Annotated in this window: 25 protein-coding genes; 19 read left to right on the top strand and 6 right to left on the bottom strand. The window is 45.9% G+C overall.

The features are described 5' to 3' along the window. Positions 1 to 406 precede the first annotated feature (406 nt). The 7 genes from ACFYU8_RS11035 (at position 407) to ACFYU8_RS11005 (ending at position 6,809) form a co-directional block, all read left to right on the top strand. Positions 407 to 574, top strand: coding sequence for a hypothetical protein (locus ACFYU8_RS11035; RefSeq protein ID WP_390298183.1), 168 nt, complete (start codon positions 407 to 409; stop codon positions 572 to 574). A gap of 354 nt (positions 575 to 928) precedes the next feature. Continuing rightward, positions 929 to 2,683, top strand: a complete 1,755-nt coding sequence (locus ACFYU8_RS11030; RefSeq protein ID WP_390298180.1) for an ATP-dependent nuclease — start codon at positions 929 to 931, stop codon at positions 2,681 to 2,683. A gap of 253 nt (positions 2,684 to 2,936) precedes the next feature. Then, positions 2,937 to 3,368 (top strand): Imm8 family immunity protein, encoded by a 432-nt coding sequence (locus tag ACFYU8_RS11025; RefSeq protein ID WP_390298176.1) that lies wholly within the window; start codon positions 2,937 to 2,939, stop codon positions 3,366 to 3,368. Between the two features lie 386 nt (positions 3,369 to 3,754). Then, on the top strand, positions 3,755 to 4,288 hold the full coding sequence (locus ACFYU8_RS11020; RefSeq protein WP_390298173.1) for a TlpA family protein disulfide reductase: 534 nt from the start codon (positions 3,755 to 3,757) through the stop codon (positions 4,286 to 4,288). Beyond that, complete coding sequence (locus ACFYU8_RS11015; protein WP_390298170.1) at positions 4,285 to 6,069, top strand: ABC transporter ATP-binding protein; 1,785 nt, start codon at positions 4,285 to 4,287, stop codon at positions 6,067 to 6,069. The genes ACFYU8_RS11020 and ACFYU8_RS11015 overlap by 4 nt, the downstream gene beginning before the upstream one ends. Before the next feature lie 15 nt (positions 6,070 to 6,084). Then, on the top strand, positions 6,085 to 6,645 hold the full coding sequence (locus ACFYU8_RS11010) for a MauE/DoxX family redox-associated membrane protein (RefSeq protein ID WP_390298167.1): 561 nt from the start codon (positions 6,085 to 6,087) through the stop codon (positions 6,643 to 6,645). Between the two features lie 2 nt (positions 6,646 to 6,647). Further along, complete coding sequence (locus ACFYU8_RS11005; protein ID WP_390298164.1) at positions 6,648 to 6,809, top strand: hypothetical protein; 162 nt, start codon at positions 6,648 to 6,650, stop codon at positions 6,807 to 6,809. 273 nt (positions 6,810 to 7,082) lie between these two features. Here ACFYU8_RS11005 and ACFYU8_RS11000 read toward each other — a convergent pair whose 3' ends face one another. The 5 genes from ACFYU8_RS11000 to ACFYU8_RS10980 all read right to left on the bottom strand — a co-directional run bounded on the left by ACFYU8_RS11000 (position 7,083) and on the right by ACFYU8_RS10980 (position 11,456). Continuing rightward, on the bottom strand, positions 7,083 to 7,529 hold the full coding sequence (locus ACFYU8_RS11000) for an acetyltransferase (RefSeq protein WP_390298618.1): 447 nt from the start codon (positions 7,527 to 7,529) through the stop codon (positions 7,083 to 7,085). A 149-nt stretch (positions 7,530 to 7,678) separates the two neighbouring features. Further along, complete coding sequence (locus ACFYU8_RS10995) at positions 7,679 to 8,620, bottom strand: DUF4179 domain-containing protein (protein ID WP_390298161.1); 942 nt, start codon at positions 8,618 to 8,620, stop codon at positions 7,679 to 7,681. After that, entirely contained in the window at positions 8,604 to 9,122 is a 519-nt protein-coding gene (locus tag ACFYU8_RS10990) for a sigma-70 family RNA polymerase sigma factor (RefSeq protein ID WP_390298158.1), read from the bottom strand. Before ACFYU8_RS10990 ends, ACFYU8_RS10995 begins: the two co-directional genes overlap by 17 nt. Positions 9,123 to 9,225: 103 nt before the next feature. After that, positions 9,226 to 9,975, bottom strand: a complete 750-nt coding sequence (locus ACFYU8_RS10985) for a Gmad2 immunoglobulin-like domain-containing protein (RefSeq protein WP_390298156.1) — start codon at positions 9,973 to 9,975, stop codon at positions 9,226 to 9,228. Positions 9,976 to 10,175: 200 nt separating this feature from the next. Beyond that, the gene (locus ACFYU8_RS10980; protein ID WP_390298154.1) at positions 10,176 to 11,456 is read right to left on the bottom strand and encodes a beta-propeller fold lactonase family protein; all 1,281 of its coding nucleotides are present in this window, start codon (positions 11,454 to 11,456) and stop codon (positions 10,176 to 10,178) included. A gap of 191 nt (positions 11,457 to 11,647) precedes the next feature. Here ACFYU8_RS10980 and ACFYU8_RS10975 point away from each other — a divergent pair, with 191 nt between their 5' ends. Then, positions 11,648 to 12,754 carry a peptidylprolyl isomerase gene (locus tag ACFYU8_RS10975; RefSeq protein WP_390298151.1) on the top strand — a complete coding sequence of 369 codons (1,107 nt, stop codon included), beginning with the start codon at positions 11,648 to 11,650 and terminating at the stop codon, positions 12,752 to 12,754. A gap of 78 nt (positions 12,755 to 12,832) precedes the next feature. Here the strand turns inward: ACFYU8_RS10975 and ACFYU8_RS10970 are convergent, their stop codons facing one another. Further along, complete coding sequence (locus ACFYU8_RS10970; RefSeq protein WP_390298148.1) at positions 12,833 to 13,864, bottom strand: superoxide dismutase; 1,032 nt, start codon at positions 13,862 to 13,864, stop codon at positions 12,833 to 12,835. Positions 13,865 to 14,034: 170 nt separating this feature from the next. On the opposite strand from ACFYU8_RS10970, the gene racE reads away from it, so the two are divergent. From racE to yihA, 11 genes are all read left to right on the top strand, one after another. Next, positions 14,035 to 14,847, top strand: coding sequence for a glutamate racemase (racE, locus tag ACFYU8_RS10965; protein WP_390298145.1), 813 nt, complete (start codon positions 14,035 to 14,037; stop codon positions 14,845 to 14,847). A 96-nt stretch (positions 14,848 to 14,943) separates the two neighbouring features. After that, the gene (locus ACFYU8_RS10960) at positions 14,944 to 15,996 is read left to right on the top strand and encodes a GerMN domain-containing protein (RefSeq protein WP_390298142.1); all 1,053 of its coding nucleotides are present in this window, start codon (positions 14,944 to 14,946) and stop codon (positions 15,994 to 15,996) included. A gap of 203 nt (positions 15,997 to 16,199) precedes the next feature. Beyond that, a complete protein-coding gene (gene rph, locus ACFYU8_RS10955) occupies positions 16,200 to 16,961 on the top strand; it encodes a ribonuclease PH (RefSeq protein ID WP_390298139.1) in 762 nt (253 codons plus the stop codon). After that, on the top strand, positions 16,954 to 17,547 hold the full coding sequence (locus tag ACFYU8_RS10950) for an XTP/dITP diphosphatase (protein WP_390298136.1): 594 nt from the start codon (positions 16,954 to 16,956) through the stop codon (positions 17,545 to 17,547). Before rph ends, ACFYU8_RS10950 begins: the two co-directional genes overlap by 8 nt. Before the next feature lie 30 nt (positions 17,548 to 17,577). After that, on the top strand, positions 17,578 to 18,117 hold the full coding sequence (locus ACFYU8_RS10945) for a metallophosphoesterase family protein (RefSeq protein ID WP_390298615.1): 540 nt from the start codon (positions 17,578 to 17,580) through the stop codon (positions 18,115 to 18,117). A 125-nt stretch (positions 18,118 to 18,242) separates the two neighbouring features. Further along, positions 18,243 to 19,535 carry a trigger factor gene (tig, locus tag ACFYU8_RS10940; protein WP_390298133.1) on the top strand — a complete coding sequence of 431 codons (1,293 nt, stop codon included), beginning with the start codon at positions 18,243 to 18,245 and terminating at the stop codon, positions 19,533 to 19,535. Positions 19,536 to 19,667: 132 nt separating this feature from the next. Further along, complete coding sequence (clpP, locus tag ACFYU8_RS10935) at positions 19,668 to 20,249, top strand: ATP-dependent Clp endopeptidase proteolytic subunit ClpP (RefSeq protein WP_007722241.1); 582 nt, start codon at positions 19,668 to 19,670, stop codon at positions 20,247 to 20,249. Positions 20,250 to 20,269: 20 nt separating this feature from the next. After that, the gene (gene clpX / locus ACFYU8_RS10930; RefSeq protein WP_007722243.1) at positions 20,270 to 21,535 is read left to right on the top strand and encodes an ATP-dependent protease ATP-binding subunit ClpX; all 1,266 of its coding nucleotides are present in this window, start codon (positions 20,270 to 20,272) and stop codon (positions 21,533 to 21,535) included. Positions 21,536 to 21,733: 198 nt separating this feature from the next. After that, the gene (gene lonB, locus ACFYU8_RS10925; protein WP_390298130.1) at positions 21,734 to 23,431 is read left to right on the top strand and encodes an ATP-dependent protease LonB; all 1,698 of its coding nucleotides are present in this window, start codon (positions 21,734 to 21,736) and stop codon (positions 23,429 to 23,431) included. A 245-nt stretch (positions 23,432 to 23,676) separates the two neighbouring features. Next, positions 23,677 to 26,016, top strand: coding sequence for an endopeptidase La (gene lon / locus ACFYU8_RS10920; protein WP_390298127.1), 2,340 nt, complete (start codon positions 23,677 to 23,679; stop codon positions 26,014 to 26,016). Beyond that, complete coding sequence (gene yihA / locus ACFYU8_RS10915; protein WP_390298124.1) at positions 26,013 to 26,660, top strand: ribosome biogenesis GTP-binding protein YihA/YsxC; 648 nt, start codon at positions 26,013 to 26,015, stop codon at positions 26,658 to 26,660. Before lon ends, yihA begins: the two co-directional genes overlap by 4 nt. The last annotated feature ends 8 nt before the right edge of the window (positions 26,661 to 26,668 follow it).

Raw genomic sequence — 26,668 nt, 5'->3', positions numbered from 1 at the left:
AAAGTAATGGAAGAGAAGTATATAACATTCCTATGGGGAGAATTGTTGGTACTAATGGCGAACAAAAAATTAGGATCGTAGTGGAACCAGGAACATCGAATATAGTATATGCATTTCCTGTAAGGTAGTAAAAATGTTGGAGGGATATTATATGATCATTTGCCCATTTTGTGAGGGGAATGGAATAATTTATGAAGCGAAAGTAGTAAATCATGATATTAATATCTATATTTGTGACGAGTGTGATATGATGTGGCAAACTCAAGATTTTCAGGAGGAGAATTGCATAAATTTCAAAGCGTTTATGAATAAATTTGGATATAGGGGTTTATGGTCTGAACTTACAAATATTAAGCGTTCATCTCTGGAGTAATGTCTTGGTAGATTTATCTCAAGAGGGGAGATAATGGAAGTAATCCGACCCGCTTATTGGGATGAGAATCGTAATATAGAATTTAGTAAAAAAGAACGGGATGAATTTATTTTTAGAGCAGTGGGTACAGAGAGAGAAATGGATGAAAGGATTAACTTACTTGAGGATATTTCACATATTCATCCTAAGATAAGTGATTAATTTTTTTGAACGAGAAGGAGCAAACACCAGAGGAAATTACAGAAGAAGCTTAAAATTATAAGCCAATCATATTACGCTCTTTGCTAAAAGGAAAGAAACCCCAAACGAGAAATCAAGAACTCGTCCGGGGTTTCTTTCGTGATTGGGTATTAATACCTGGGTGCACGGTATTATAATCCGAAGATGGGGTGGTTTAAATTGGAGGATAGAATTTGGTTATCTCGCTTGGGAGCAATTTACTTGTATTTTCATCTTCATAAGTAAAAACTTGTTGTAATAAATCGAAGCTTAATATGGAGGTTATCACCTTTTTTGGTAAAATATTACTATCCAATAAAAGGGAGATGATTTTCAATGAAATTAGTAAAAATGTTAATCTCAAATTTTCGCTCTATCGGTGGAGATCAGGACAAGCCAGGGGTTGTAGTTGATTTAGAAGATATAAATATCGTGTTCTTAGTTGGTCAAAACAATGTAGGTAAATCCAATGTCTTAGCTTCGTATGAATACTTCGTATCAAGCAATATTGAAAGTAAAATTAGTGATTTTCACAAGAAAGTTTCTACTAAAGAGATCGTAATTGAAGGCTGGATTAAAGCTGAAACTGCCGAAGACGAAAATCATCAGGCGATGAAATCGATGGACTCTAACACCAAAATAGCAAAGTTCAGAAAAGTGTGGAAAGTCCAAGGCGAAAAGGCAAAGAAGTTAACTTACAACCACGCAACATTGGCTTGGGAAGAGGGGGGAGCAGGCGGGTTTGATTCAATATTACAAAATGCTTGTCCTGAACCAGTTTGGTTAAAAGGATTAGATTCTGTTGACATTATTTTTGAAAATGTTCAAAAAATGGTTAAAGAGAAAGTACTTTCGAGGGTGACTGAACTCCCCAGATTCAAAGAAATTGAGAAAGATATAGCGAGTTTACGACATGATATTATAAACGATGATTTTACAAAGAGAATTGAAAGTAAACTAACAGAATTAATGGAGGATACGTTTCCAGATTTAAAAGTAACATTGTTCGGGAGCGAGAAAAAAGAGTTCTCAAAAGAGGTTGCAGGTTTCATAAATACTGATATAAATGTTTCCAATAAGAATAGTGACTTTGATGTAGATATGAATAACAATGGTCATGGAATCAGACGACAGTTTTTATTTAATACATTGCGAACTTTGAGTGATGTGTTCTCTGAGTTATCTAAGGCGAAAAAAAGTAGGGATGAAAGTCTTATTGATAACTTAGATAATCGGAATAAAACGAAAATGTTGTTAATCGAAGAACCAGAATTGTTTTTACATCCTCAGTCTGTGCGGATGTTCTCGGATATATTGTACAGGCTAGCTGAGAATTCTGAATTTCAAATAATGGCTGCGACACATTCACCGGTAGTAGTAGATTTATCAAGAGATCACACTACAATTGTCCGTTGTGACATGAATCAACAGAATGAATCTGTAGCACATCAAGTGAAATATAATTTGTTTGAAGGGGAGGAGAAAGAAAAAATAAAGATGCTTAATTCCTTTAACCCTTATGTTTGCGAAGCCTTTTTTGCTGATCATGTTATTCTTGTAGAAGGGGATACTGAAACAGTAATATACAGAGAGTTATTTGATAGAATGGTTCAGGAGGGGAAATTGGAACTTAAATCAGTTCCGCTAGTTGTCAATTGTGGCTCTAAAATGAATATCCCATCTTTTCAAAAAGTATTGAGACACTTTAACATTCAATACTTTGTTATACATGATTTAGATGATATGTATGATAAAAACAGAAATATAAATGCCGCTTGGACTATAAATGAGAAAATATACATTGAAATGCAGGAATTTAATAAAGTGTCACCTTCTGCAGCTAGAAGGTTTATCATGGAGAGAAACTTTGAATCCGCCCATGATTATCAGCACAATGCAAGTTTAGGTAAACCATTATCTGCTTACAGGCTTGTTCAGACTTGGGATATAACAGACCAACAGATACCGGCGGTAAAAGCAGTGCAATATTGTATTAATTTTAGTGAGGAAAACGAGAAGTTTGACATGAAATGGGTGAACGAAAGAGGAGTAGCAATGTCTTCGTCAGAAGTAGCAGCAACGAAAGAATAATGTGCATCACATTAAATGGGCATAAATTAAAACATGCAGTCTGAAATGCACCTCTTAAAGTAAGTATTGGTATAACCCCGTGGTTTGCCGATGAACTTTAAGAGGTGTATTTTTTATAAAGTATATCCAGATTATAGGGGAACGACGCGCACAGGGTTTGTTTGAAGTTAGGAAAGAAATAGATCAAGGCTTTTTACGTTGATATAAAGTGAAGGATAATAATATCAGATACAATGAGGTGGAGGTGGTAAACTTGGTTAAGCCAATTTTGAAAGATCTTATTATTACTGGAGACCCTAAGATTTACGGCAAATTACAATTTTTAAAAACGGAAGACATTGGTGATGATTTTCATTTATCGGGTACAGCATGTATCGGTACAGAAGATTCTATTGGGGAGGATAATTTTGATTTTGCAATTATTACTCCAAAATCTTTAGAAAGAAAATTAAAAAGTGATACTAAAATAATTCTGGGTATGAGGTATTTTATTGTAAATAAATTAGACTTTGAGTTGATAACTGAAACTATTAATGAAATCCTATCAAGGCATGAGGGGGAAACTTGGAACGAAGTAGCCGAATCTCTGAGTCCATATTTTCTTTGGGAGTATACTGATTCTATTCATTTGAATAAAGATGAATTCTTCGAAATGATTGATAAACATGTGAACAAGGATAGATGATTTAATTTTTCAAGATTTTCTTTATGTTCTTCTTGTTGGACCCCAACGAGCAATCAAGGCTCGTTTGGGGTTCTTTTTTGACCTTCCCACCATATCAAAAGATAGAGAAGATTTTTGTATCGTGAAGAACGCGAATTTGTTCAAATGATCTTGAATAGCGTGTTTTAAGTCACATAACTTGAACAAATAACAACGTTTTCGAACGTATACATCTAATGTTAAGGGTGTAGATAACTGAGAAGCATTAGCCCACCAATTTTTTTCTACCAACAAACTCATTTGAAACATAAAACAATGACAAAACTAGAATATTATGGTATTTTCTCTGTAAAAATATGTTACGCCTCTCGTCTTATCTCGAGTCGCACGAAAGGGGATCGATAGATTTGCTCATAGCCATAAACCTGATCTTTCTACTTATCTTTGCCTTCATACTGGCAAAAGTTCTCACCCTATTAAAACAAACCCAGAGACAGGTCCACAACTTCCACCCATTCATCCCGGAAACCGGACCAGCAATCGGCACCAAACTACAAGCACTACCTTTCCTTACACTAAACGGTCAAGAGCAACAACTAAGTCATCTCCCCCGTCCACTGATCGTAAACTTCACCCATACAGGCTGTGGGCACTGTGCCGATCATGTACACGAACTATTGTCCGAGGGAAGGGTACTAACAGATGCATCCGTTATCATCTCAACCGAATCCGAACAGATTTCCACTTCCAAATGGCTACAAGAAAACAACATTGCCGGCATCCCTGTATTGATCGGCAACGAACCCATGCTGGAAGCCTACAAGATCAATCATTTCCCAAGCATTTTCGTAATCGATGAGCAGGACGTCATTCGTGCCAAACCAATAACCGCAGAGGAAACCAAAAAGAAGCTCCTAGCGCTAGCAGGTGAACGAGCATGATACGCTCCTATTTTGCAAAAACGGTTCGCTTGATTTGGGAGCATGGCAAGGTATGGCTCATTTGTTCCATTGCTCTTAGAATCATCCTGGCATTTTCCCCGTTGGCTTCGATCTGGATCATGAAAGAAATGGTGAACGAGGTTACGGCCATTGCGCTGGATCAGACGGATGATTACCAGCCATTGATTTGGCTGCTGGCGGGATTGTTTTCCGTGACGCTGGTGACCAATGCGTTGGAAACGGTCTTGCGTATTCTCAATGCCCATACGGAGCAACGATTGGAATATCATTTGGAGCATATGGTAGCAAAGAAAGCAGCATCTGTTCCGCTCTCTTATTTCGATGATCCGGAATTTTACAATCATCATCATCGTATCCGGGCAGAGGCAATGGGGGAACGCTTTCTGGACCCTGTGGAAAGGGTATTAGATCTAGGTAAAAATCTGATTACTCTGATTTCCTATGCGGTTTTTCTGCTTAGCATTCACTGGGGACTGGCAGTGATGAGCTTGCTAGCCGTGATCCCGCTGTTAATCGTCCAAATCAAATTTGGGATGTCGGAATACTTTCTCGCAAGGTTGCAGACGCCAGAGATTCGCGAAGCCTCTTATATCAGCTCGATCCTAAATGAGCGCGACAGCTCCAAAGAGGTCCGACTGTTTCAGCTAAAGGACTTTTTGCTAGGTAGATGGTCTCGACTGTATTTGAAAAATATGAAAGAGGTACTTCGTCTACTCCACCGCAGAGAAAAAGCACTGATTTTCTCGGGAATCTTCACCTCCTCGATGTATATTGGCTGCTTGGGATTGGTCGTATCGCTGCTTCGTGCGAGCGCCCTGAAGGTAGGGGACTTTGTAGCGATTGCACAAGCGGTACAAAATACACAACAGATACTTTCGCTCATGACCTTTAACCTCGCACATATCGTCAACAGATGCTTGTACATCGCTGATCTGTTTGACTTTCTGGAATACGAGGATAAGACGATTCCGCAGCTCACTGGCAAAGCTGAGTTTCCTACCAAGCTGCAATCTGGTATTACGTTTGAGCGGGTTTCGTTTTGCTATCCCAAAATGGAGCGCAATGTCATTCATGAAGTTTCCTTTACGATCAAGCCTGGGGAGCGTATTGCGATTGTTGGCGATAATGGCTCTGGAAAAACGACGCTCATCAAATGCTTGATGGGGCTTTATCCGATCCATTCTGGGAATATCCTGTTTGATAATCAGTCGATTCATGAGCTCGATATTACCGACCTGCAACGAAATATCACGGTCATTTTCCAAGACTTCATTCGGTACAACTTCACTGCTGGAGAGAATATCACCATTGGGCGAGTGACGCAGGAAATTAATCCCGCGCAGATGAGGCAAGTAGCCGTAGAAACAGGGGCAGATACCTTTATCCGCAAACTCCCCAGTGGCTACGATACGATTTTGGGTCGGACGCTACAGGATGGCGAAGACCTGTCAGGCGGGCAGTGGCAGAAGATCGCGTTGGCGCGGGCTTTGTACAGAAGAGGCGAGATTTTTATTCTGGACGAGCCTACGGCTGCACTTGATCCGCAAGCAGAACTGGAAGTATTTCAGCAGTTTGATTCTCTCACACAGAACAAGACGGCGATTTTTATTTCCCATCGGATGGCAGCGGCAAGAATGGCGGATCGGATTTTTGTCATGAAGCAGGGTCAGCTGATAGAGGTGGGGCATCATGATGAGCTAATGGATGCAAATGGCGAATATTCGCGCATGTACGGCATGCAAGCGAAATGGTTCGCATAACGAAGGAGGGGTGTTATGGAGGAGCTTGGTTTGCTGTTTCGGCTGATTCTCGCATTTTTATTTCTCAGTACGTTTGTCTCAAAAATAAGCGATATTGCCACGCATTTGTCCATTGTGCGGGCCTATCAGATCATACCCTATTCATGGTCAAAGAGCTTTACGTATCTTGATCTGGGGCTGCAAGCCACCGTAGCGATTTCCTTGCTGCTTGGTCTTTTTACAACGCTGGGGCTGGGCCTAGCGATTTGGTTGCTGGCGATGTACGCAGTTGCGATAGGCATCAATCTAATAAAAGGCAGGAGAAAGATATCTTGCGGGTGCGGCGGAATGGCGGGAAACCATTTTTTATCGTGGAAGCTTGTTTTGCGTAACCTCGTATTCATCAGTCTGGCCGTCTATGTGGGGCAGTGGAGCGGGGGCTGGGCGAGTGTTGACCATTATCTATCGTCTGGCAGTTTCGAAATCGCCAATTGGGTAATTGCTATCGTCTTTTCGAGTGTGTGCATCTCACTGCTCATGGCTATTGGCGGAGAAATCAGTACGTTCCAACATATTATGCGAAAAAGGCAGGGATGAACATGTCTACAGGCTGGATGATTGGGTTTGGGGTATTATGGTTGACAGTAATCGCGATTTTGGTCGTCTTGTTTCAAGTATTAAAGGTGGTCGGGACGTTCATTAACAAAATGGAAGCAGCTGAGGAGAATGGTAGGAGGAGCGACAAAAATATGAATTCTTGAAATTTTAGAAAACGCTTTCAATTCTCGTATAAATATTATATTATATCCCTGTAAATACAATTTATACCAAAATAAGAGGTGATAAGCATGTTCAAGAAATTACTCCAAAAGCTCGGAGCAAGTGCATTTGCAGGATGCCAAAAAGGATGCATAAGAAATGGCCCTCTGTGTGAATGCCCTTGGTAGTTTTCAAGACACATAAGTAGAGCAAGACTGTCTCGCAAGTAGAGAATCTACTACCGGAGACAGTCTTGTTTTTTGAAAAACCAAGAATTAACGTTGTAAATCTAAATGAAGCAAAGGAAACGGCTTTCCCGAACCATCCAGTTCAGAGCGTCCTGTTTGCACAAACCCATACCGTTTGTAGAAGGCGTGAGCTCCTTCGTTTTGCTCGTTGACATCTACTTTCAAATGAGGGCCATACTTACGTTCTGCATGTTCGAGTAATCTGCTGCCAATCCCTTTTCCGTGGTATTCTGGATCAACAAACAGCATTTCGATTTTCGTTCCATCTAGGCCAATAAAGCCTACAGGCTCTTTCTTTTCGTTTATTTCCATCCATACCTCAACGGCAGATAGTGCTTCATTTTTTACCATGTTTTTATAAAACTCAATATCTTCTTTCGTCAAAAAATGGTGAGTACGGCAAACAGCATGATACCAAATATCTACCAATTGATCACGATAGCTGGCTTCATAAACAACAGTTTTGGTATTCATCATGAAACCTCCCGATTCAAACTAAAAAAATGAAAAGAGCGCTCTTGAGAGTTTATTATATAGAGTCGCTAGGAACTTTCCTACCATGTTCACAGCTTTTCTATCCTCCCAGAATAATCTGACGATTGATAGAGGAGAAGGGGGGAACCCTACCTCGCCACAATCCCCCCAGGCACCTCCAAATACTCTCTCTTCTCCACAAACAACGGCTCGATAATCCCAAACTCTTCCTTCAACTGCTTCATTTTCTCCTGAGCCTCAGCTTCCGTACGATAATACCCGGCCTCGACAAAGTATCCACCTTGTTTATCCTTCAAAACCCGCATATTGTCGGCGACCAGTAGAGATTCCTCCATAGCCCCAAGTGTCTCCCCATACGGCACGGAAGCAGTGCGCACCGAGTAAACAGGCTGCTGCTCTTCTGGCGTCACTTCTTTTGGAGAAATCGTAATCACAACTTGCGCTGGCTGCTTATACTCCTTCACCTCATAAGCAATCGCTTCCTTAAAGGTCACATTAAACCGCACAAGCGAATCGTCCAACGAAATGATCTCATAGGCATCTTCAATATACGGGCTTTGCTTCAATGTCTCGAAATCTTTGACAGCCGAAAATCTTCTCGCACCACCAACAGCAAACGTCATCGTATTCGGATATTCCGTAAAACTCACGTGGAAGGAGCTAGCGTTCTGCTGTACCTCATTATCTTGGGTAAAGTTTAAGATGATGTTTTCCCGGTTTCCTTGCTTCTGCACCGTTATGAAGCTAACATCTACGGCATCCTGAGGAGTACCGCCGCCTGCACTGCCTTTATTGAACTGCAAAATTTTCACCAGATTGCCTAGACCAGGCACGTTTTCCAAAGCACTTGCAAAGGCAGGCATCGTGTTTATGCTTACCGTGAAAAGAACAAAGACAGCAGCCACGCTTACGCCAGCTTGCTTTAACCAACGCGTTTTTGCTTTTGCACGTTTTCGATGAAGCTTTCCACGTTCGATGGCCTGCTGAGTGACTGCCGCCAACTCTTCTGGAATTTCAATATCGTGATAGGCTTGTTTATAATCGTCCAGCTTTTTATCCAAGAGATTCACGCTCCCCAATGTTCACTTTCAATTTCTCCAGTCCGCGGTAAATGATCGACTTAACGGAACTGAGGGGTATATCTAGCACATCGGCAATGTCCTTGATGGGCATGTCTTCAAAGTATCGCAGCATAATGACCGTTCGGGATTTTTCGTCGAGTTGATCTAGCGCATCATGCAAGTCGATGACATCTTCCCGCGGTTTCTGCTCGTAGCTGCCTTCATGCTCTTTATCCATGTAAACGACTTTTTTGGTTTTGCGAATATGATCCAAGGCGCAGTTGACGGCGATTTTGGTCAGCCATGTTTGGAAATATTGCGGCTGCTTCAATTTGTGTATGGAGATAAAAGCACGGTAGACAGTCTCCTGCACGATTTCCAGCGCATCCTCTTTGTTTCGTACATATGTAAAAGCCATGCGATATATTTTTTCTCTACTCTCTTGGATCAGAAGCGTAAAGCTGTCTTCATCACCGGAAATGGCTCTTTGTGCCAGTTCAGTTTGATTCACGATGCTGCACACCCTCCTTGCTGATTACGTTAGGTTCTTCCTTTCTGATCGAAAATAATCCCGCAGCGCTAGAGACACTGCGGGAGCGTAGATTCTACTATCCTTACTTCAATAGAAGCACCATTTTATTTTTCATTTGGCCGCTTTCTTGATCGATTTCAAACAGTTCGAGGGTGCTTGGCTTATTTTGGGACAGATTTTTCAGTGGGATGACAATCTCCTGTGAGAATTCACCCCATTCCGGGCCGCCTTTCGATGCTGTTCCAAAGCCTTTGGCAACTATTTGTTCGCCTTGCTTCACGGCATATTGATACGTGCCTTCGAAAACGCTAGCTTCGCCGGATACTGTGTACACGACAGACGGTGCGGCAAGCTTCAGGTTACGAAATACGTTGTTGTTTTTTACTTTATCGGAGCTATTTAAAGGAATGGAAAGCTTGTTGATGATCTCGCCGTTCTCTTGATTGACTTCAAACATTTCGAGCGTCAATGGCTCGTTTTCAATCAACTCACTTATGGGTATTTTCACCGTTTGTGCAAAAGTTCCCCATTCTGGCCCGCCTTGTGAAGCTGTTCCGAATCCTTTTGCCAATACGTGCTTGCCTTGTTTTACTGCGTATTGGTACGTACCCTCAAAAACGCTGGCTTCGCCTTTTAGCGTGTACAGCAGTGCTGGCTCTGTCAGTTTAATATTGCGAAACATATTTTGCTTGGCTGAATCATTTGCTTTTGTCTCTTGCTGCGTGGTGACTGGGGTAGCGGCCTGGTTAGCCCAAGTGGTGCCAAGAGCTCCTGCAAAAACAGAGCAAGTCAAAATAGAAGCAGCGAATACTGTGATGGTTTTTTTATTCATGGTGGTATGTCTCTCCCTTATATGGCTTATTGTCGTAATGATTGATTGTTTTATTGTTGTAGCTTCATGAAGTTTACATGGGTTAGACGGGGGAGGGACGCAAAAAGACGCAAGAGTTTTTTGGAAAAAAATGAAAAGCCGCCGACTCGGTTATATCACCAAAATCGACGGTCGTTCTGTTTGTTCCGAAAAGATGGGGATTATATCAGGCTGCAAACACGTCCAACAGCGACGCCATTCGGTATATTCCCCACTGGTATAGAAGTGATGATGGTAGTGGTGAATGTGTCAATCACAGATACGTTGTTGCTTAAGTTATTCGGTACATAGACCTTACTTCCATCTGGAGTGAGCGCTGCATCACTGGGGGAATTCCCGACCCCTTTTGTAATAGTAAAAATGACCGTATTAAATGTGGGAGAATTCGGATCAGCATCGATGACGGAGATCGTATTATCGCCTGAATTCAGCACGTATACCCTTATTCCACCGAGAGTCCGGCCAATTCCTACACCAGCAGGTATACTGCCAACTTGTATGGTCACAACTGTATTGGTCGCCGTATCGATGACAGAGACCGTATCATCCAAGGCATTCGTCACATAGACGCTGATTCCATCTGGTGTAATCGCCACATCAATAGGGGCAGCTCCAACAGGAATGGTAGCGATGACCGTATTAAATGTGGGAGAATTCGGATTCACATCAATGACAGAAACATTATTATCGTCTGAATTTGCCACATACGCCCTTGTTCCGGCTGGCGTATTGCCAATTGTTACGCCAAAGGGGGCAGACCCAACCTGAATAATAGCCGTCACCAAGTTTGTTGCTGTATGGATGACGGAGACGTTATTATCTGCAACATTCGTGACATAAGCGAGTGATCCGTCTGGAGTAATCGCTACTAAAAGAGGTCGATTGCCCACTTGGATCGTAGCGATAACTTGATTGGCTGCGGTCTCGATGACCGATACAGTGTCATCAAATTGATTGGTTACATAGACCCTTCTTCCATCTGGAGATATGGCTACTCCGACAGGGGCATTTCCAACGATGACGGTATCAATGATAGTATCCGTAGCGGTATTGATGACAGAAACGGTATTGCCGAGGTCTTGAAGCGAGCCGGTATTCGTCACATAAGCGTACACTCGACAAGCATCGATGGAACTGATCCCACAAATCGGGATAATACGTGTGCCAAAATCCCCAGTAAGAATCACACTACCTTTATCGACTCGGAAAACACTTCCTTGTATGGTGTCACAGCAACCTGAAAGCGTAAGGGAAATAAATTGTCCTTGTAGTTTCTTCAGTTTCTTCCGTAAATCTCGAAAGCAGTTTGTGCTACCTGATTCAGATGGCCCAGTGAATTTTTCGACCTTCATCTCCACTTTCTCAGCTTCGATTTTGATTTCATCTGCATATAGCTTGTCTTTGTCTGCACCTTTTTCTGGATCGTTCAGTTCATTCGCCATAGCATAGCTCCTCTTTTTCGCATGATGATTACAATCTATGAAGGAACCAATGGATCTGAAAGGGATAGATGACAAGCTACATTCGTACAAAATAGATAACTGAATATTAAAAATACTAATCGTCAACTGAAATCAGATTACGCTATACTATTCTTGTGTAAAAATCTTCTAATTTAGTGGGGGCGGAAAAAATGAAAAAACTCGTTTCTCTAGCAGTCGTTGCAAGTATTGCGATCCCGTTACTGAATCCGGCTTTTGTCCAACAAGCTGCTGCAAGCGCTATTCAAGATTATCGTAACGAAGTTCAGGTCAACCAGTTCCGCCCACATGGGGGAGATAAACAGGAAGTGAATGATTTCATAGCGTCCTTGGTGAAGCAGCGATCAAATCCTGCTGAGGTAGCAAAGCTGGTAGCAGATGACTCCTTAACAATTTTTACGATGAAAACCTACGTGGAAGGGTTGGCGCGATACAAAAACATTCAGGTAATCGAAGCAAAAGTAGAAAAGCTGTACACCGTCACGAAGGAGGACGCTTACAATAACTACCGCGCGATTGTGAAATTCAAATACGTCGGGTATACCGCAGATAACAAGGCCATTGAAAAAACGGATTATATCGGCTTGGCCAGGCTCGGGACTGACCCGGTGAACTGGAAGGCGTGGGGAGTCATTTGGCAGGACTCAGGCATCGATGTGTCAGATGTAAAGCTGATTCAGCTGGAGAAGCCACGCAAAGGCGAAGAAATATGCGTGATTACGACTGATGCCGGTGTGATCAAGCTGAGACTGTTTCCGAGCAAAGCTCCAAAAGCTGTTGAAAACTTTAAAACCCTTGCGAAAAAAGGGCAATACAACAATATGATTTTTCACCGTGTGATCAACGATTTCATGATTCAGGCGGGAGATTTGAAAGGGCCGGATGGCAAGGAGTTGCCGAGTATTTACGGAAAGTCGTTTGAGGACGAGTTTAGCCGGGATCTGTTCAACTTCAGAGGCGCGCTCAGTATGGGGAACGCTGGACCTAATACGAACAGCACGCATTTCTACATTGTACAAAGCCCGAAGGTAGATCAGGAGTATCTCGATTTGTCGGCACTGCCATTGAACGCAGAAGCGAAGTATAAAGAATTGGGCGGACGAGCGTACCTCGACAATCGCCACACTGTTTTTGGTCATGTGTTTGCCGGGATGGAAGTCGTAGATAAGATCGCTGCCCAGAAAACAGATGAGAATGCCAAGCCCATCCAAAATCCGATCAAGGTGAAAAAGATCGAATTTGTCCCGTATAACGAATAAGATTCGCAAGCAAAAACCCCCTCTCATTCCTTGCATTTGGGATGACGAGGGGGTTTGTAAATGATGGGGAGATACAAGTTAATACGGCTCCCAGCGCAGTTTTCGTGCTTTCTCGAATCGCTCTTCCACATATGGCCAGTTGACGATATTCCACCAGTTTTCTACATACTTGTCTCGTTGGTTTTGATACGCCAGGAAATAGGCATGCTCCCATACATCCAGAACCAGTAGCGGAATCACATCCCACTGTGACAGGTTCTGATGCTTTTCGGCTGTAAGAATCTCCAGATGATGTGCGCGCGGGGACCAAACGAGGATTGCCCACCCAGGACCTTCTACCTTTTCAGCCGCCTGACTAAATTGTTTCCTAAATCCGTCATACGAACCGAAATACCGATTGATTGCCGCTGCGAGATCACCAGATGGAGTGCTACCGCCATTTGGACTCATAGATGGCCAAAAGATCGTATGCAAGTAATGACCAGCCCCATTAAAGGCTAGCTCGCGTTCCCAATGGCGTATGAGATCGAAGTTGCCACTTTCTCGAGCCTCTGCTAGCTTCCGCTCTGCTGTATTGAGATCGTCTACATACTTTTGGTGCAGTTTGTTGTGATGGATTTGCATCGTAGCTTCATCGATGTACGGCTCCAAAGCGTTGTAGGCATAAGGGAGTGGGGGGAGTGTATGACGGCCGATAGCCACAGGGCGAGCCGCACGGACTGGCTCACGTGCACTGGGATAGGAAGCGGGGGCTGGCACTACAGGTACTTGCTCTTCTTCCGCCACCACGGGCTGTGCATTCATTGCTTCCTGAACAGGTTCCCTCACGTCTCCTTCCACATGCTCTTCTTCACTCAACTGAGCCAATCGCAAAAAATGATGGAATTGCTCCTGCACCTGTTCTGCGCGAGTGATGAGAGCAGGGAGTTCGTCGAATTCTTTTGTCGAATCAAGCTTTGATGCTTGCCTTCCAATCAGCGTAAATGTTTCTTCGAATTTGTGCAGATGCCGTTCGAGTTCTCGATTGAGTGTTTTATGTCTACGCAAATGCTCGATCCATTGTCGGCCCCATTGGCTCCAGTCCAGCAAATTCTTGGCTTCTTCTACCAATAGATTCTCCTCCTCGTGGGCACATCATCTCTCCCCACATTATGAATGGCGCCTAGAGAAGGTGCGACATTTGCGGAGTACAAGAAATTTCATCTCCGCATATGGTAGTAGCACAAATGTTTGAGTGGTATGCTGTACTATATTCATTTCAACAGGGGAGACACATTAGCATGAGTAGAGAACGAGCGATTGCCGTAATTGATTCAGGAGTGGGAGGATTAACTGTTGCGAAGGAAGTCATGCGTCAGCTACCCGAAGAACGGATTGTTTATGTAGGCGATAATGCCCGTTGTCCGTATGGCTCCAAATCGCCGGAAGAGATTCGTACCTACAGCTTTCAAATGATTGATTATGTGATGCGTACACCGTTAAAAGCATTGGTGATCGCTTGTAATACGGCGACTGCCGTTGTGCTGGAGGAAGCGATGGAGGATTTGCCGCTGCCCGTCATTGGGGTGATCGACCCAGGGGCACGTGCGGCTGTTCAAGTGACGAAAAACGGAAGGGTCGGTGTCATCGGGACGGAAACGACCATTCGTACCAAAGCGTATGAACGTGCGCTTTTACGGATTCAACCTGATCTGTACGTCGCAGGCATGGCTTGCCCCGCATTTGTGCCACTGGTGGAGAACCATATGGCGACCTCGGAGGAAGCAAGAAGAGTCGTAAAAGAAACGCTCGCCCCGTTCCTGCACGAAGATTTGGACACGTTAATTTTGGGCTGTACCCACTATCCGTTGCTAGCGCCTGTCATTTCGGAAGTGATGGGGGATCGGGTTCGTCTGATCAACTCTGCTGAGGAAACAGCGCGAGAATTGTCCCTGCAAATCGCGACGGACGCCGAAAGCAAGCAGCAAGAACGCCCGGAACATCTGTTTGTAACGAGCGGGGACGCCCACAAATTCCGGATCATTGCAGAAGAATGGCTGGATTGCAAAGTGAACGTCCAGCACCACTCATTGGAAATATCCGTCCAGCCCTGATAGAAGACCTTGTCTGGCGAGACAAACTTTCAACGCATAAACCCAAGCCTAGCTCGTATACATGGTAGTACAAAGTGTCTGGAGGAGGCTGGGGAAATGAAGATAAGGCACATCGGGAAAATGACGGCCGTGCTGGGGGTTAGCGCAGTGCTTTTGTCGGGCTGCGGTCTCTTTGGCCCTGAAAAGGAAACGATTAGTATTGATGCACCGCCACAGTTAGAGGTATCAGTTGATTTGCCAAACGGCACGCCGTCCCCGGATGCTGCAAAAGACGGTGCACAACCGGTCGTTCAGGAGACTGGAGAGAGAATGGTTTACTTGCAGGATGCTAACGGATATATCGTTCCTGTCTCGATGACTCTTCCGAAATCAGAAGGTCCTGCCAAACAAGTATTGGGCTACATGGTAAAAGGTGGTCCGGTCGAGAGCATGCTCCAGAGTGGTTTTTCCGCTGTCTTGCCGAAAGGGACAGAAGTCAAAGGGCTTGTCATCAAAAACGGTGTAGCCACCGTCGATTTTTCCAAAGACTTCAAAACGTACGAGGAGAAAGACGAGAAGAAAATCGTCGATGCAGTCACCCGGGCGTTGACAGAATTCAGCAACGTCAAAACTGTGCAAATTTGGGTAAATGGAACGCCGTTGACGGAAATGCCAGCAGCCAAAACACCGATCACGCTATTAGACCGGAATCAAGGAGTCAATCTCGAACTGGGCGATGGGGCCGTACCAGGAGATACCTCCACTGTGACGGTTTATTTCCAAGGGCAGTTGGATGATACACGTACGTATTATGTCCCAGTCACTCGTCTGGTTCCTGAAACGGCTGACATCGCCAAGGCAACCGTTGAAGAGTTGATCAAAGGACCGAAACAAGGATCGCAGCTCTTTAGCTCCTTGCTCCGCACGACACGTGTTCTGAATGTGAAGCAGGAAAAAGATTTGGTGACGGTCGATTTGAGCAGTGACATCCTTAAGTATGACGATGGCAAGGAAGCGAGCCCAGAGGCCCTGCAATCGCTCGTCTTGTCATTGACAGAGACGACAGGAGCCAAGCAAGTGCAACTGCTGGTGGAAGGAAAACCGCTAGCTAGTGGCGAGTTCACCAAGCCAGTGAGTCGCCCGGTTCAACTCAATCCCATACAGCTGTAATGAACGAGCCACGCCCGTATTAACGAGCGTGGTTTTTGTTCGACGAATCCACAAATCTGATTTTTCTGATTTGAAAAAAAGGAAGTGACAAGAATATTTGCAATTAACGTAAATAGGGAAGAGGCGTTTGTGCAGTGGCAGATCGTTTCCTGCCTCTGGTATAATGAGCGGAGTGTAACAAAGCGATTTAGGAGGAACTTGGAATGAGAGTGGATGGCCGTGCCCATGATCAATTGCGCCCTGTAACTATTACGCGCAATTACATTAAACACGCAGAAGGATCGTGTCTGATTGAAGTCGGAGACACAAAGGTGATTTGTACGGCGACTTTGGAGGACCGGGTACCACCTTTTATGCGTGGTGGCGGGAAGGGCTGGATCACAGCCGAGTATTCCATGCTTCCCCGAGCAACAGCGACCCGCAACGCGCGTGAGTCGTCCAAAGGAAAAGTCGGTGGACGAACAATGGAGATTCAGCGTCTGATCGGGCGTGCTCTGCGCTCCGTTGTGAACCTTGAAGCTATGGGGGAACGCACCATTTGGCTGGATTGCGATGTCATCCAGGCAGACGGGGGTACACGGACAGCTTCAATTACCGGAGCCTACGTGGCATTGGTAGACGCGATGCAAAAGCTGGTAGACAGTGGGACCTGGAAACAGCTGCCGCTCAACGACTTCCTGGCAGCGACCTCAGTAGGGGTGGTCGGCGAGGAAGCAGTGCTTGATCTCAACTACAAAGAAGATTCTACAGCGATTGTCGACATGAATGTCGTCATGACGGGAAAAGGAAAGTTTGTCGAACTGCAAGGAACAGGCGAGGATGCTCCATTTTCTCCTGAACAGCTACAAGAAATGATCGCCCTTGCGAAAATCGGCATTGACAACTTGATTAACAGTCAAAAAGAGGCGCTCGCAGATGTTACGCACTCTTTTGCACAATCGGTAGTGGAGGAAAGTCATGCTTAATCGAAAAAAAGTCGTTCTCGCAACACGTAACCAGGGAAAAGTGAAAGAATTCAACAGGCTGTTCGCAGAGGCAGGCTGGGAAGGAATTAGCCTCGCTGAATTTGACGGTGTGCCTGAGGTAGTAGAAGACAAAGACACTTTCGAAGGAAACGCGCTGAAAAAAGCAATCGAAATCTCTACATACTTGAACATGCCAGCCCTCGGTGACGATTCTGGTCTGGAAGTAGATGCGCTGGAAGGACGTCCAGGTGTTTACTCCGCACGCTTCGCCGGGGAAGATGCAACAGACGAGCAGAATTGGCGTAAATTGTTGAAAGAGCTGGAAGAGGTGACGACAGAGGAACGCACAGCTCGCTTCCGTTGTACACTGGCGCTGGTGATTCCAGGCGAAGAGCCAATCATTGCCACTGGTTCTTGTGAGGGTGTGATCGCCCGTGAGCCAAAAGGGACAAACGGCTTCGGGTACGATCCGGTATTCTACATCCCATCGATGGACAAAATGATGGCCGAACTCATGCCAGAAGAAAAGAACCAGATCAGCCACCGCGCTCGTGCCATGCAGCAACTGCTTGACATCATCAAGTAGACAAGAGAGAAAACAGGAGAGTGAGGCGTGATGGGAATTCTCATCATGAGCGATAGTCACGGCTTGGTTCGGGAAGTAAGCCAGGTCGTCAACCGACATCATGTCGAAAAAATTTTGCATTGTGGCGATTTTTGTGTCGACCATAAGCGCGAGCCGTTTTCCAACATGACGCTTGTCAGAGGCAATTGCGATTCGACACAAGATGTGCCGACTGAGCAAGAGACCGAATGGCGCGACCTTCACATCCTGCAAACGCACGGGCATCTTTTCGGAGTGAAAGGCTCTCTTCTGCGCCTTCATTACCGTGCAGAAGAGGTCGGGGCAAATGTAGTCGTATTCGGTCACTCTCATGTACCAGCCTGTGGCGTTGAGAGAGATATCTTGTTTCTGAATCCGGGTAGCCTGCAAATGCCGCGTGGATTTCACGTACCGACATATGCTCTTTTAGAAGAGACAGGCACGAGTCCGACTGAGGTTTACATATCCGTCGACTTTTATGACCATCTAGGCAACCCGGTTCCGCAATTGGGAGGGAACTATTCTATTCGTCGCCGAGTGAGGTCTTCTTGAAAACTAAAAGATTTGTGCTATACTAGAATGGTTATAATGGCTAGAATATTATCATCCGAGCCTGCGAAGATACCATGGCGCGGCTGGCGATGTTCTGTTGATTCGATTTAGGAGGGGAAGTTTACGTGGCAGCAAATTGGGAAAAGGTAGAGAATAACCAGGGAGTCCTGACGATTGAAGTAGATGCTACGCAAGTTGACGAAGCATTGGATCAAGCGTTTAAAAAAGTGGTTCAAAAAGTTCAAGTTCCAGGATTCCGTAAAGGAAAAGTACCACGCAAGATGTTCGAATCCCGTTTTGGTGTAGAATCTCTGTACCAAGACGCTCTTGACATTCTGCTTCCAACTGCATACGGACAAGCTGTTCGTGAAGCTGGTATCGAGCCAGTTGATCGTCCAGAAGTAGACGTAACGCAAATGGAACAAGGGAAAAACCTGATCTTCAAAGCGACTGTAACTGTGAAGCCTGAAGTGAAGCTGGGCGACTACAAAGGTCTGTCCATCGAAGAAAAAGACTTCTCTGTAACAGAAGAGAGCGTTGACGCTGAACTGAAGCGTATGCAAGAGCGTCATGCTGAGCTCGTAGCAGTAGAAGAGGGTGCCGCACAAACAGGCGATATCGCTATCATCGATTTCGAAGGCTTCCAAGACGGAGTAGCTTTTGAAGGCGGTAAAGCGGAAGATTACTCTCTGGAACTGGGTTCCGGTACTTTCATCGCAGGGTTCGAAGAGCAATTGGCTGGCCTGAACATCGGCGAAGAAAAAGAAATTACCGTAACTTTCCCTGAAGAGTACCACTCTCCTAACCTCGCTGGTAAAGAAGCGGTATTCCAAGTGAAGCTGAACAGCCTGAAGCGCAAAAACATGCCTGCTTTGGATGATGAGTTTGCCAAAGACGTGAGCGAGTTCGACACGCTGGAAGAGCTGAAAGCAGACACCAAGAAAAAACTCGAAGAAAAAACTGCGCAAGAAAAAGATCAATATGTTCGTGAACAGCTCGTTCTGAAAGCAGCTGAAAGCGCTGAGATCGATCTGCCAGCAGTAATGGTTGAGCATGAATTGGATCAAATGGTAAATGAATTTGGCCAACGCCTGCAATACCAAGGAATGACTCTGGAGCTGTACTACCAGTTCTCCGGCATGGATGAGAGCCAACTGCGTGATCAATTGCGTGCAGACGCAACATCCCGCGTTCGCACTTCCTTGACTTTGGAAGCAATCGGTAAAGCAGAAAACATCGAAGCAACAGAAGAAGACGTAAACGCAGAACTCGATAAACTGGCTGGCGTATACGGCCGCCCAGCAGATGAACTGCGCAAAATCTTCTCCGCACAAGATGGCATGGTTGCTCTGTACCGCGATGTGCAAACTCGCAAAACAGTAGATTTGCTGGTTGCAGAAAGCAAAGTAACAGCATAAGCTTAGAAGAACGCATGATTGGTCAGTGGGCAGGCTAACCCTGAACGCTGACTGTCAAGACCACAAGGCACGAGTGTATCGTGCCTTGTTTTTCCACCATTGACTTTTTTCGGCAAAGGAGGAAAATACATAATGTTGATCCCTATGGTCATCGAGCAAACAAGCAGGGGCGAGCGCTCCTACGATATTTACTCGCGCCTCTTGAAAGACCGGATTATTCTCTTGGGCACCGAGATTGATGATGAAATCGCCAATCTGGTTGTCGCCCAGCTGCTTTTCTTGCAGGCAGAAGATCCGGACAAAGACATATCGCTATACATAAACTCTCCAGGTGGTTCTGTTACAGCAGGAATGGCCATCTATGACACCATGCAGTACATCAAACCGGATGTATCCACGATTTGTGTGGGCATGGCTGCCAGCATGGGTGCTTTCTTGTTGGCTGCTGGTGCCAAAGGCAAGCGCTTCGCTCTGCCAAATGCCGAAGTGATGATTCACCAGCCACTCGGTGGTGTGCGCGGGCAAGCAGAAGACATCCGCATTCATGCGGAATGGATTATGAAAACGAAGCGCCAGCTGAATGAGATTTTGTCTGAGCGGACAGGTCAGCCTTACGAACGTGTAGAGCAAGATACAGACCGCGACAATTTCATGAGCGCAGAAGAAGCAAAGGCCTACGGATTGATTGACTCTATTATTGAACGCAAAAACTGACCCGTTGTGAGGTGAAGCGCATGTTTAAGTTTAACGACGACAAAGGCCAACTGAAGTGTTCCTTCTGCGGCAAGTCCCAGGAACAGGTGCGCAAGCTGGTAGCTGGTCCTGGTGTTTACATTTGTGACGAATGTATCGAACTGTGCAATGAAATTGTACAGGAAGAGCTGGGCACTGAAGAAGAAATCGATATGAAAGAAATTCCAAAGCCAGTGGAAATTCGCAAAATCTTGGACGACTATGTTATCGGTCAAGATATGGCGAAGAAGTCCTTGTCTGTAGCGGTGTACAACCACTACAAACGGATTAATTCTGGGGCGAAGATCGAGGATGTGGAGCTGCAAAAATCCAACATCATGCTGATCGGTCCGACTGGTAGCGGAAAAACGTTGCTCGCGCAAACATTGGCGCGCATTCTGAATGTACCTTTCGCGATTGCGGATGCAACTTCTTTGACAGAAGCAGGCTATGTGGGTGAAGACGTTGAAAACATTTTGCTCAAGCTCATCCAGGCTGCTGACTATGATGTCGAGAAGGCTGAAAAAGGCATCATTTACATCGACGAGATTGATAAGGTAGCCCGCAAATCGGAAAACCCATCCATCACACGTGATGTATCTGGCGAAGGCGTTCAACAAGCGCTCTTGAAAATTTTGGAGGGTACCGTTGCGAGTGTTCCACCACAAGGCGGACGCAAGCATCCTCATCAAGAGTTCATCCAAATCGACACCTCGAACATTTTGTTCATTTGCGGCGGTGCATTTGATGGCGTCGAGCAAATTATCAAGCGTCGTTTGGGTAAAAAAGTCATCGGTTTCGGTGCAGACTTCGGCGATGGCGTAAAAGGCGATCTGAAAGCCGGAGAATACCTGAAATACATTTTGCCGGAAGACCTGCTGAAATTTGGTCTGATTCCGGAGTTCGTCGGTCGTTTGCCAGTTCTGGCTACCTTGGAGCCGCTGGATGAGGAGACGCTCGTGCGTATCCTGACAGAGCCGAAAAACTCTTTGGTGAAACAGTACCAAAAACTGCTGAGTCTCGACGGTGTTGAGCTAGAGTTCGATAACGGAGCGCTCATGCAAATCGCTAAAGAAGCGATTAAGCGCAACACTGGTGCGCGCGGACTGCGTGCGATTATCGAACAAATCATGCTCGATATGATGTATGAACTTCCTTCCAGAGAAGACGTCAACAAGTGCGTGATTACCGAAGAAACGGTACGCGACAAAGTGAAGCCGCAACTGTTGACCAAGGAAGGCCAGGAATTGCACGAAGAAACAGCATAAGCATCGTATACAAAAACCATCTCGTTATAAGCGAGGTGGTTTTTTTGTTGTTGGTTTACGTCCACGCTTGCGGGGCAATACTACTTGATATCGTTCAAGAGAAGATTTTACATATGCACAAAGCGGTTATGAACGTGATCCCCTCTTTTCGGGGGATGAAAGTTGACCGTAAGCGAAGACGCATGGGAGGGACTGCATATGGACTATACGACATTGGTCATTGCTGTCATTGAAGTGGTTGTTGGTATCGTGATCGGCACCTACTTTTGGAACTTGCTGCGAGCGCAGAGAAACACGAAAACCTCAACCGAAAAGGAATCGCGCAAGGATCTTGATTCTATTCGTAAAATGAGAATGGTTGCGTTGACAGAACCACTGTCAGAGAGAACAAGACCAGCTACTTTGGCAGAAATTGTAGGACAAGAAGATGGGCTTCGCGCGTTGCGTGCCGCTTTGTGTGGTCCCAACCCACAGCATGTCATTATTTATGGACCGCCTGGTGTAGGCAAGACCGCAGCGGCTAGGGTCGTGCTGGAAGAAGCGAAGAAAAATCAGCTATCCCCGTTTTCTTCGGATGCCAAGTTTATTGAAATCGATGCGACGATTGCTCGTTTTGATGAGCGCGGGATTGCTGACCCGCTAATCGGCTCCGTACATGATCCCATCTATCAAGGAGCAGGCTCACTTGGACAGGCTGGTATTCCACAGCCAAAACCAGGAGCTGTGACAAAAGCGCACGGTGGCATGCTTTTTCTTGATGAAATAGGGGAACTTCATCCTGTTCAGATGAATAAATTACTAAAAGTTCTCGAAGATCGCAAAGTCATGCTGGAAAGTGCTTACTACAGCGAGGAAAATAACCAAATTCCTTCGCATATTCATGACGTTTTCAAATACGGTTTGCCCGCCGACTTCCGTCTGGTTGGAGCGACGACGAGGTTGCCTGAAGAACTGCCTCCTGCTCTTCGTTCCCGTTGCCTGGAAATCTTTTTTCGCCCATTGAAGGCTGGAGAAATTGGGAGTATCGTGCGTACGGCTGTGCCTAAAATGAATATGGATATAGAAGACGGCGCTGTTTCCGTGATCGAGCGTTATGCGACCAATGGACGTGAAGCGATCAATACACTGCAAATCGCTGCGGGAATAGCCTTAACTGAAGAGCGCAAAGACATCCAGGCTGCAGATGTGGAATGGGTGATGCACAGCAGTCAAAAATCGCCGCGTCCCGAAAAGCAGGTGCATGATACGCCGCAGGTCGGATTGGTCAATGGTCTTGCTGTGTACGGTCCGAACATGGGCAGTGTGATGGAGCTGGAAGTGACCGCTTCTCCAGCCGCTGTTCTAGGTCAAGGTCGATTGGCGATGACAGGAATGGCTGAGGAAGAGGAAATGGGCAGCCGCAGCCGGACGATTCGCCGAAAGTCGATGGCAAAAGGATCGATCGAAAACGTTTTGACTGTCCTGAACAGAATGGGCGTCCGTCCGTATGATTATGATCTGCATATCAATTTTCCGGGAGGCAGCCCTGTGGATGGGCCTTCTGCGGGAATTACCATTGCAACAGCGATCTACTCTGCGATTTTGAATCAGCCTGTCGATAATTTACTGGCTATGACTGGCGAAGTGAGTATTCATGGGAAGGTAAAGCCGGTTGGGGGTGTAGTTGCGAAGGTGGAGGCAGCCAAACAAGCCGGAGCGACCAGAGTCCTCATTCCACAGGAAAACTGGCAGAGCATTTTTACTGACATGAAAGGGATTGAGATCATTCCAGTGTCCACGGTCTCTGAAGTAATCGAGCTAGCTGTACCGCAAGCTACCATGCAAGAAGAAGAGGCAACGGGATTTACTTTGCAAATCCCAGCAGAGGATCTCGCTTCCTCTCCGGTATCACTGTAACAGTCGGGTATGCTCGCGGATTAGACATCGGATTGTGTTTGCGCTACAATGGAAAAAAGCTTCTGCTTGCAAAGAGCCTGAGGCCTTGCCCGGCCTGAAACGAGCTCCACAAAAATGATTGCGTATGATCTTTTTTGTCTCGTTTTTTGGGCCGGGCGGGCGTTTAAAAACGGCTTTGAGGGCCGTTTTTGTCTGTTATAAGGCTCTTCGTAAGAGGGTAGATCAACAAGGAGAGGTGCATCCGCTTGGGCGAACGTTCCGGTAAACGAGAATTACCGCTTCTCCCGTTGCGAGGATTGCTTGTTTATCCGACAATGGTACTCCATTTAGACGTTGGACGGGAAAAGTCCATCCGCGCATTGGAGCAAGCCATGGTAGACGATAACAAGATTTTGCTTGCGACACAGGAAGAGGTCCATATAGAAGAGCCAGACGCTGAGCAAATCTACAGTATTGGTACCGTTGCGCGTGTCAAACAAATGCTGAAGCTGCCGAATGGGACAATCCGTGTATTGGTAGAAGGCTTGCAACGCGCGAAGATCGAGGAGTATCTTCAAAAAGAAGATTATTTCGTCGTGTCGATTACATATTTGCAAGATGAAAAAACAGAAAAAAACGAAGTGGAAGCTTTAATGCGTTCCTTGCTGGGCCACTTTGAGCAGTACATCAAGCTGTCCAAAAAGGTTTCCCCAGAAACGTTAACCTCTGTGCAGGACATTGAGGAACCAGGACGTTTGGCGGATGTGCTTGCTTCGCATTTGCCGCTCAAGATGAAGGACAAACAAGAAATTTTGGAGACGACCAACATCAAGGAACGTCTCGAGATTCTTTTGACCATTTTGAATAACGAGCGCGAGGTACTCGAGCTGGAGCGCAAGATCGGGAACCGCGTGAAGAAACAAATGGAGCGCACGCAAAAGGAATATTACCTGCGTGAGCAAATGAAAGCTATCCAAAAAGAGCTGGGCGACAAGGACGGACGCCAAGGTGAAGTAGATGAGCTGCGTGCCGGGCTCGAAAAATCAGACGCTCCTGAGCGGATCAAAGCGAAGATCGAGAAGGAGCTCGAGCGTCTGGAAAAGATGCCGGCGACATCTGCGGAAGGCTCGGTCATTCGCACGTATATCGATACCTTGTTTGCACTGCCTTGGGCGAAGACGACAGAAGACAATCTGGATATTCACCATGCCCAGCAAGTTCTCGATGAAGATCATTACGGCTTGGATAAACCAAAAGAGCGCGTCTTGGAGTATTTGGCTGTACAAAAGTTGGTAAACTCCATGCGTGGACCGATCCTTTGTCTGGTAGGTCCTCCGGGTGTCGGGAAAACTTCTCTGGCCCGTTCCGTAGCGCGTGCAATTGGGCGTAATTTCGTTCGCATTTCCTTGGGTGGAGTGCGCGATGAAGCAGAAATTCGCGGACACCGCCGTACTTATGTAGGTGCTCTCCCAGGACGAATCATGCAAGGAATGAAGCAAGCAGGCAAGGTTAATCCTGTCTTTTTGCTGGATGAGATCGACAAGCTCGCGTCCGATTTCCGCGGAGACCCTGCGTCTGCTCTGCTCGAAGTGCTCGATCCAAACCAAAATGATAAATTCAGTGACCATTATATCGAAGAGAGCTATGATTTGACGAACGTCATGTTTATTACGACTGCAAACAGTCTTGATACGATTCCGCGTCCGCTTTTAGACCGGATGGAGGTCATCTCGATTTCCAGCTATACAGAACTGGAAAAGCTGAACATTTTGCGCGATTACCTCTTGCCGAAGCAAATGCAGGATCATGGTCTGGGCAAAGATAAGCTGAAAATGAACGACGATGCGATGTTGAAACTCGTTCGTCTGTACACGCGAGAAGCGGGTGTTCGCAACCTCAATCGCGAAGCAGCCAACGTATGCCGCAAAGCTGCCAAGCTGATCGTGAGCGGTGAGAAGAAGCGCGTCGTGGTTACGGTCAAGACGTTGGAGACGCTGCTCGGCAAACCGCGCTACCGTTATGGATTGGCGGAGAAAATAGATCAAGTGGGCTCCGTTACGGGTCTCGCTTGGACACAAGCAGGCGGAGATACGCTGAATGTAGAAGTCAGCGTTTTGCCTGGAAAAGGAAAGCTCACCCTGACAGGGAAACTGGGTGACGTCATGAAGGAATCTGCGCAGGCTGCGTTCAGCTATATTCGCTCCCGTGCAAATCAGTGGGGAATTGATCCGTCCTTCCACGAGAAGAACGATATCCACATCCACTTTCCAGAAGGGGCAATTCCAAAAGACGGTCCGTCTGCTGGGATTACCATGGCAACCGCACTCGTATCCGCCCTCACGAAAATCCCTGTGAAAAAAGAAGTGGGGATGACCGGGGAGATTACGTTGCGAGGTCGGGTACTGCCAATTGGTGGGCTGAAAGAAAAATGCATGTCAGCTCACCGTGCAGGTTTAACCACGATTATTTTGCCAAAAGACAACGAGAAGGATATCGAGGATATCCCAGAAAGCGTACGCGGTGAACTGACATTCTATCCAGTTGATCATTTAGATGAAGTGCTGCGTCACGCGCTAACTAAACAGCCAGTAGGTGACAAAGCATGAAAGTAACATCATCAGAGTTTATTATCAGCGCGGTTGGACCGAAGCAGTATCCTACAGATGGTCTCCATGAGATCGCGCTGGTAGGACGTTCTAACGTAGGGAAATCATCACTGCTCAATAAAATGATGAACCGTAAGGGGCTTGCCCGGATCAGTTCTCGTCCGGGGAAAACCCAGACATTGAACTATTTCCGTGTCAATCAAATGCTCTACTTCGTTGACTTCCCGGGTTATGGGTATGCAAAGGTAGCGAAGACGATCAAGGAACAATGGGGAAAAATGATCGAGGGTTATTTGAAAAACCGGGAAGAGCTTCGCTTCATTATTCAACTGGTCGATATTCGCCATGCTCCGAGTAAAGACGATGTTGCGATGTACGATTGGTGTAAGCAAATCGGGATCCCAACCGTAGTCGTAGCGACGAAAGGTGATAAAATCGCTCGCGGGCGTTGGCTGCAGCATACGAAAATCATCCGTCAAAGCCTGAATTTGCGCGGGGGTGATACGATCATCGTATTTTCCTCGGAGACAGGGCAAGGCAAGGATGAGCTGTGGGCAGAAATCATGCGTCGTATCCGTGCTGGAGAGGAAATGGCCAAGGAGACCGCTGCTAAGGTTGAGGAGACTGCTCCAGCTAATGAGTAATTCTTAGA

It is taken from the genome of Brevibacillus sp. NPDC003359 (assembly GCF_042878995.1).
In the GTDB taxonomy this organism is placed as follows: Bacteria; Bacillota; Bacilli; order Brevibacillales; family Brevibacillaceae; genus Brevibacillus.
Note: the sequence above shows the minus strand (reverse complement) of the source record. Positions and strands in the feature narration are given on the sequence as shown.

Coding starts and splice junctions, on each gene's coding strand:
- ACFYU8_RS11035 (WP_390298183.1), top strand. CDS start 407: ATGGAAGTAATCCGACCCGCTTATTGGGATGAGAATCGTAATATAGAA.
- ACFYU8_RS11030 (WP_390298180.1), top strand. CDS start 929: ATGAAATTAGTAAAAATGTTAATCTCAAATTTTCGCTCTATCGGTGGA.
- ACFYU8_RS11015 (WP_390298170.1), top strand. CDS start 4,285: ATGATACGCTCCTATTTTGCAAAAACGGTTCGCTTGATTTGGGAGCAT.
- ACFYU8_RS11010 (WP_390298167.1), top strand. CDS start 6,085: ATGGAGGAGCTTGGTTTGCTGTTTCGGCTGATTCTCGCATTTTTATTT.
- ACFYU8_RS11005 (WP_390298164.1), top strand. CDS start 6,648: ATGTCTACAGGCTGGATGATTGGGTTTGGGGTATTATGGTTGACAGTA.
- ACFYU8_RS11000 (WP_390298618.1), bottom strand. CDS start 7,529: ATGAATACCAAAACTGTTGTTTATGAAGCCAGCTATCGTGATCAATTG.
- ACFYU8_RS10985 (WP_390298156.1), bottom strand. CDS start 9,975: ATGAATAAAAAAACCATCACAGTATTCGCTGCTTCTATTTTGACTTGC.
- ACFYU8_RS10980 (WP_390298154.1), bottom strand. CDS start 11,456: ATGGCGAATGAACTGAACGATCCAGAAAAAGGTGCAGACAAAGACAAG.
- ACFYU8_RS10975 (WP_390298151.1), top strand. CDS start 11,648: ATGAAAAAACTCGTTTCTCTAGCAGTCGTTGCAAGTATTGCGATCCCG.
- racE (WP_390298145.1), top strand. CDS start 14,035: ATGAGTAGAGAACGAGCGATTGCCGTAATTGATTCAGGAGTGGGAGGA.
- ACFYU8_RS10960 (WP_390298142.1), top strand. CDS start 14,944: ATGAAGATAAGGCACATCGGGAAAATGACGGCCGTGCTGGGGGTTAGC.
- rph (WP_390298139.1), top strand. CDS start 16,200: ATGAGAGTGGATGGCCGTGCCCATGATCAATTGCGCCCTGTAACTATT.
- ACFYU8_RS10950 (WP_390298136.1), top strand. CDS start 16,954: ATGCTTAATCGAAAAAAAGTCGTTCTCGCAACACGTAACCAGGGAAAA.
- ACFYU8_RS10945 (WP_390298615.1), top strand. CDS start 17,578: ATGGGAATTCTCATCATGAGCGATAGTCACGGCTTGGTTCGGGAAGTA.
- clpP (WP_007722241.1), top strand. CDS start 19,668: ATGTTGATCCCTATGGTCATCGAGCAAACAAGCAGGGGCGAGCGCTCC.
- clpX (WP_007722243.1), top strand. CDS start 20,270: ATGTTTAAGTTTAACGACGACAAAGGCCAACTGAAGTGTTCCTTCTGC.
- lonB (WP_390298130.1), top strand. CDS start 21,734: ATGGACTATACGACATTGGTCATTGCTGTCATTGAAGTGGTTGTTGGT.
- yihA (WP_390298124.1), top strand. CDS start 26,013: ATGAAAGTAACATCATCAGAGTTTATTATCAGCGCGGTTGGACCGAAG.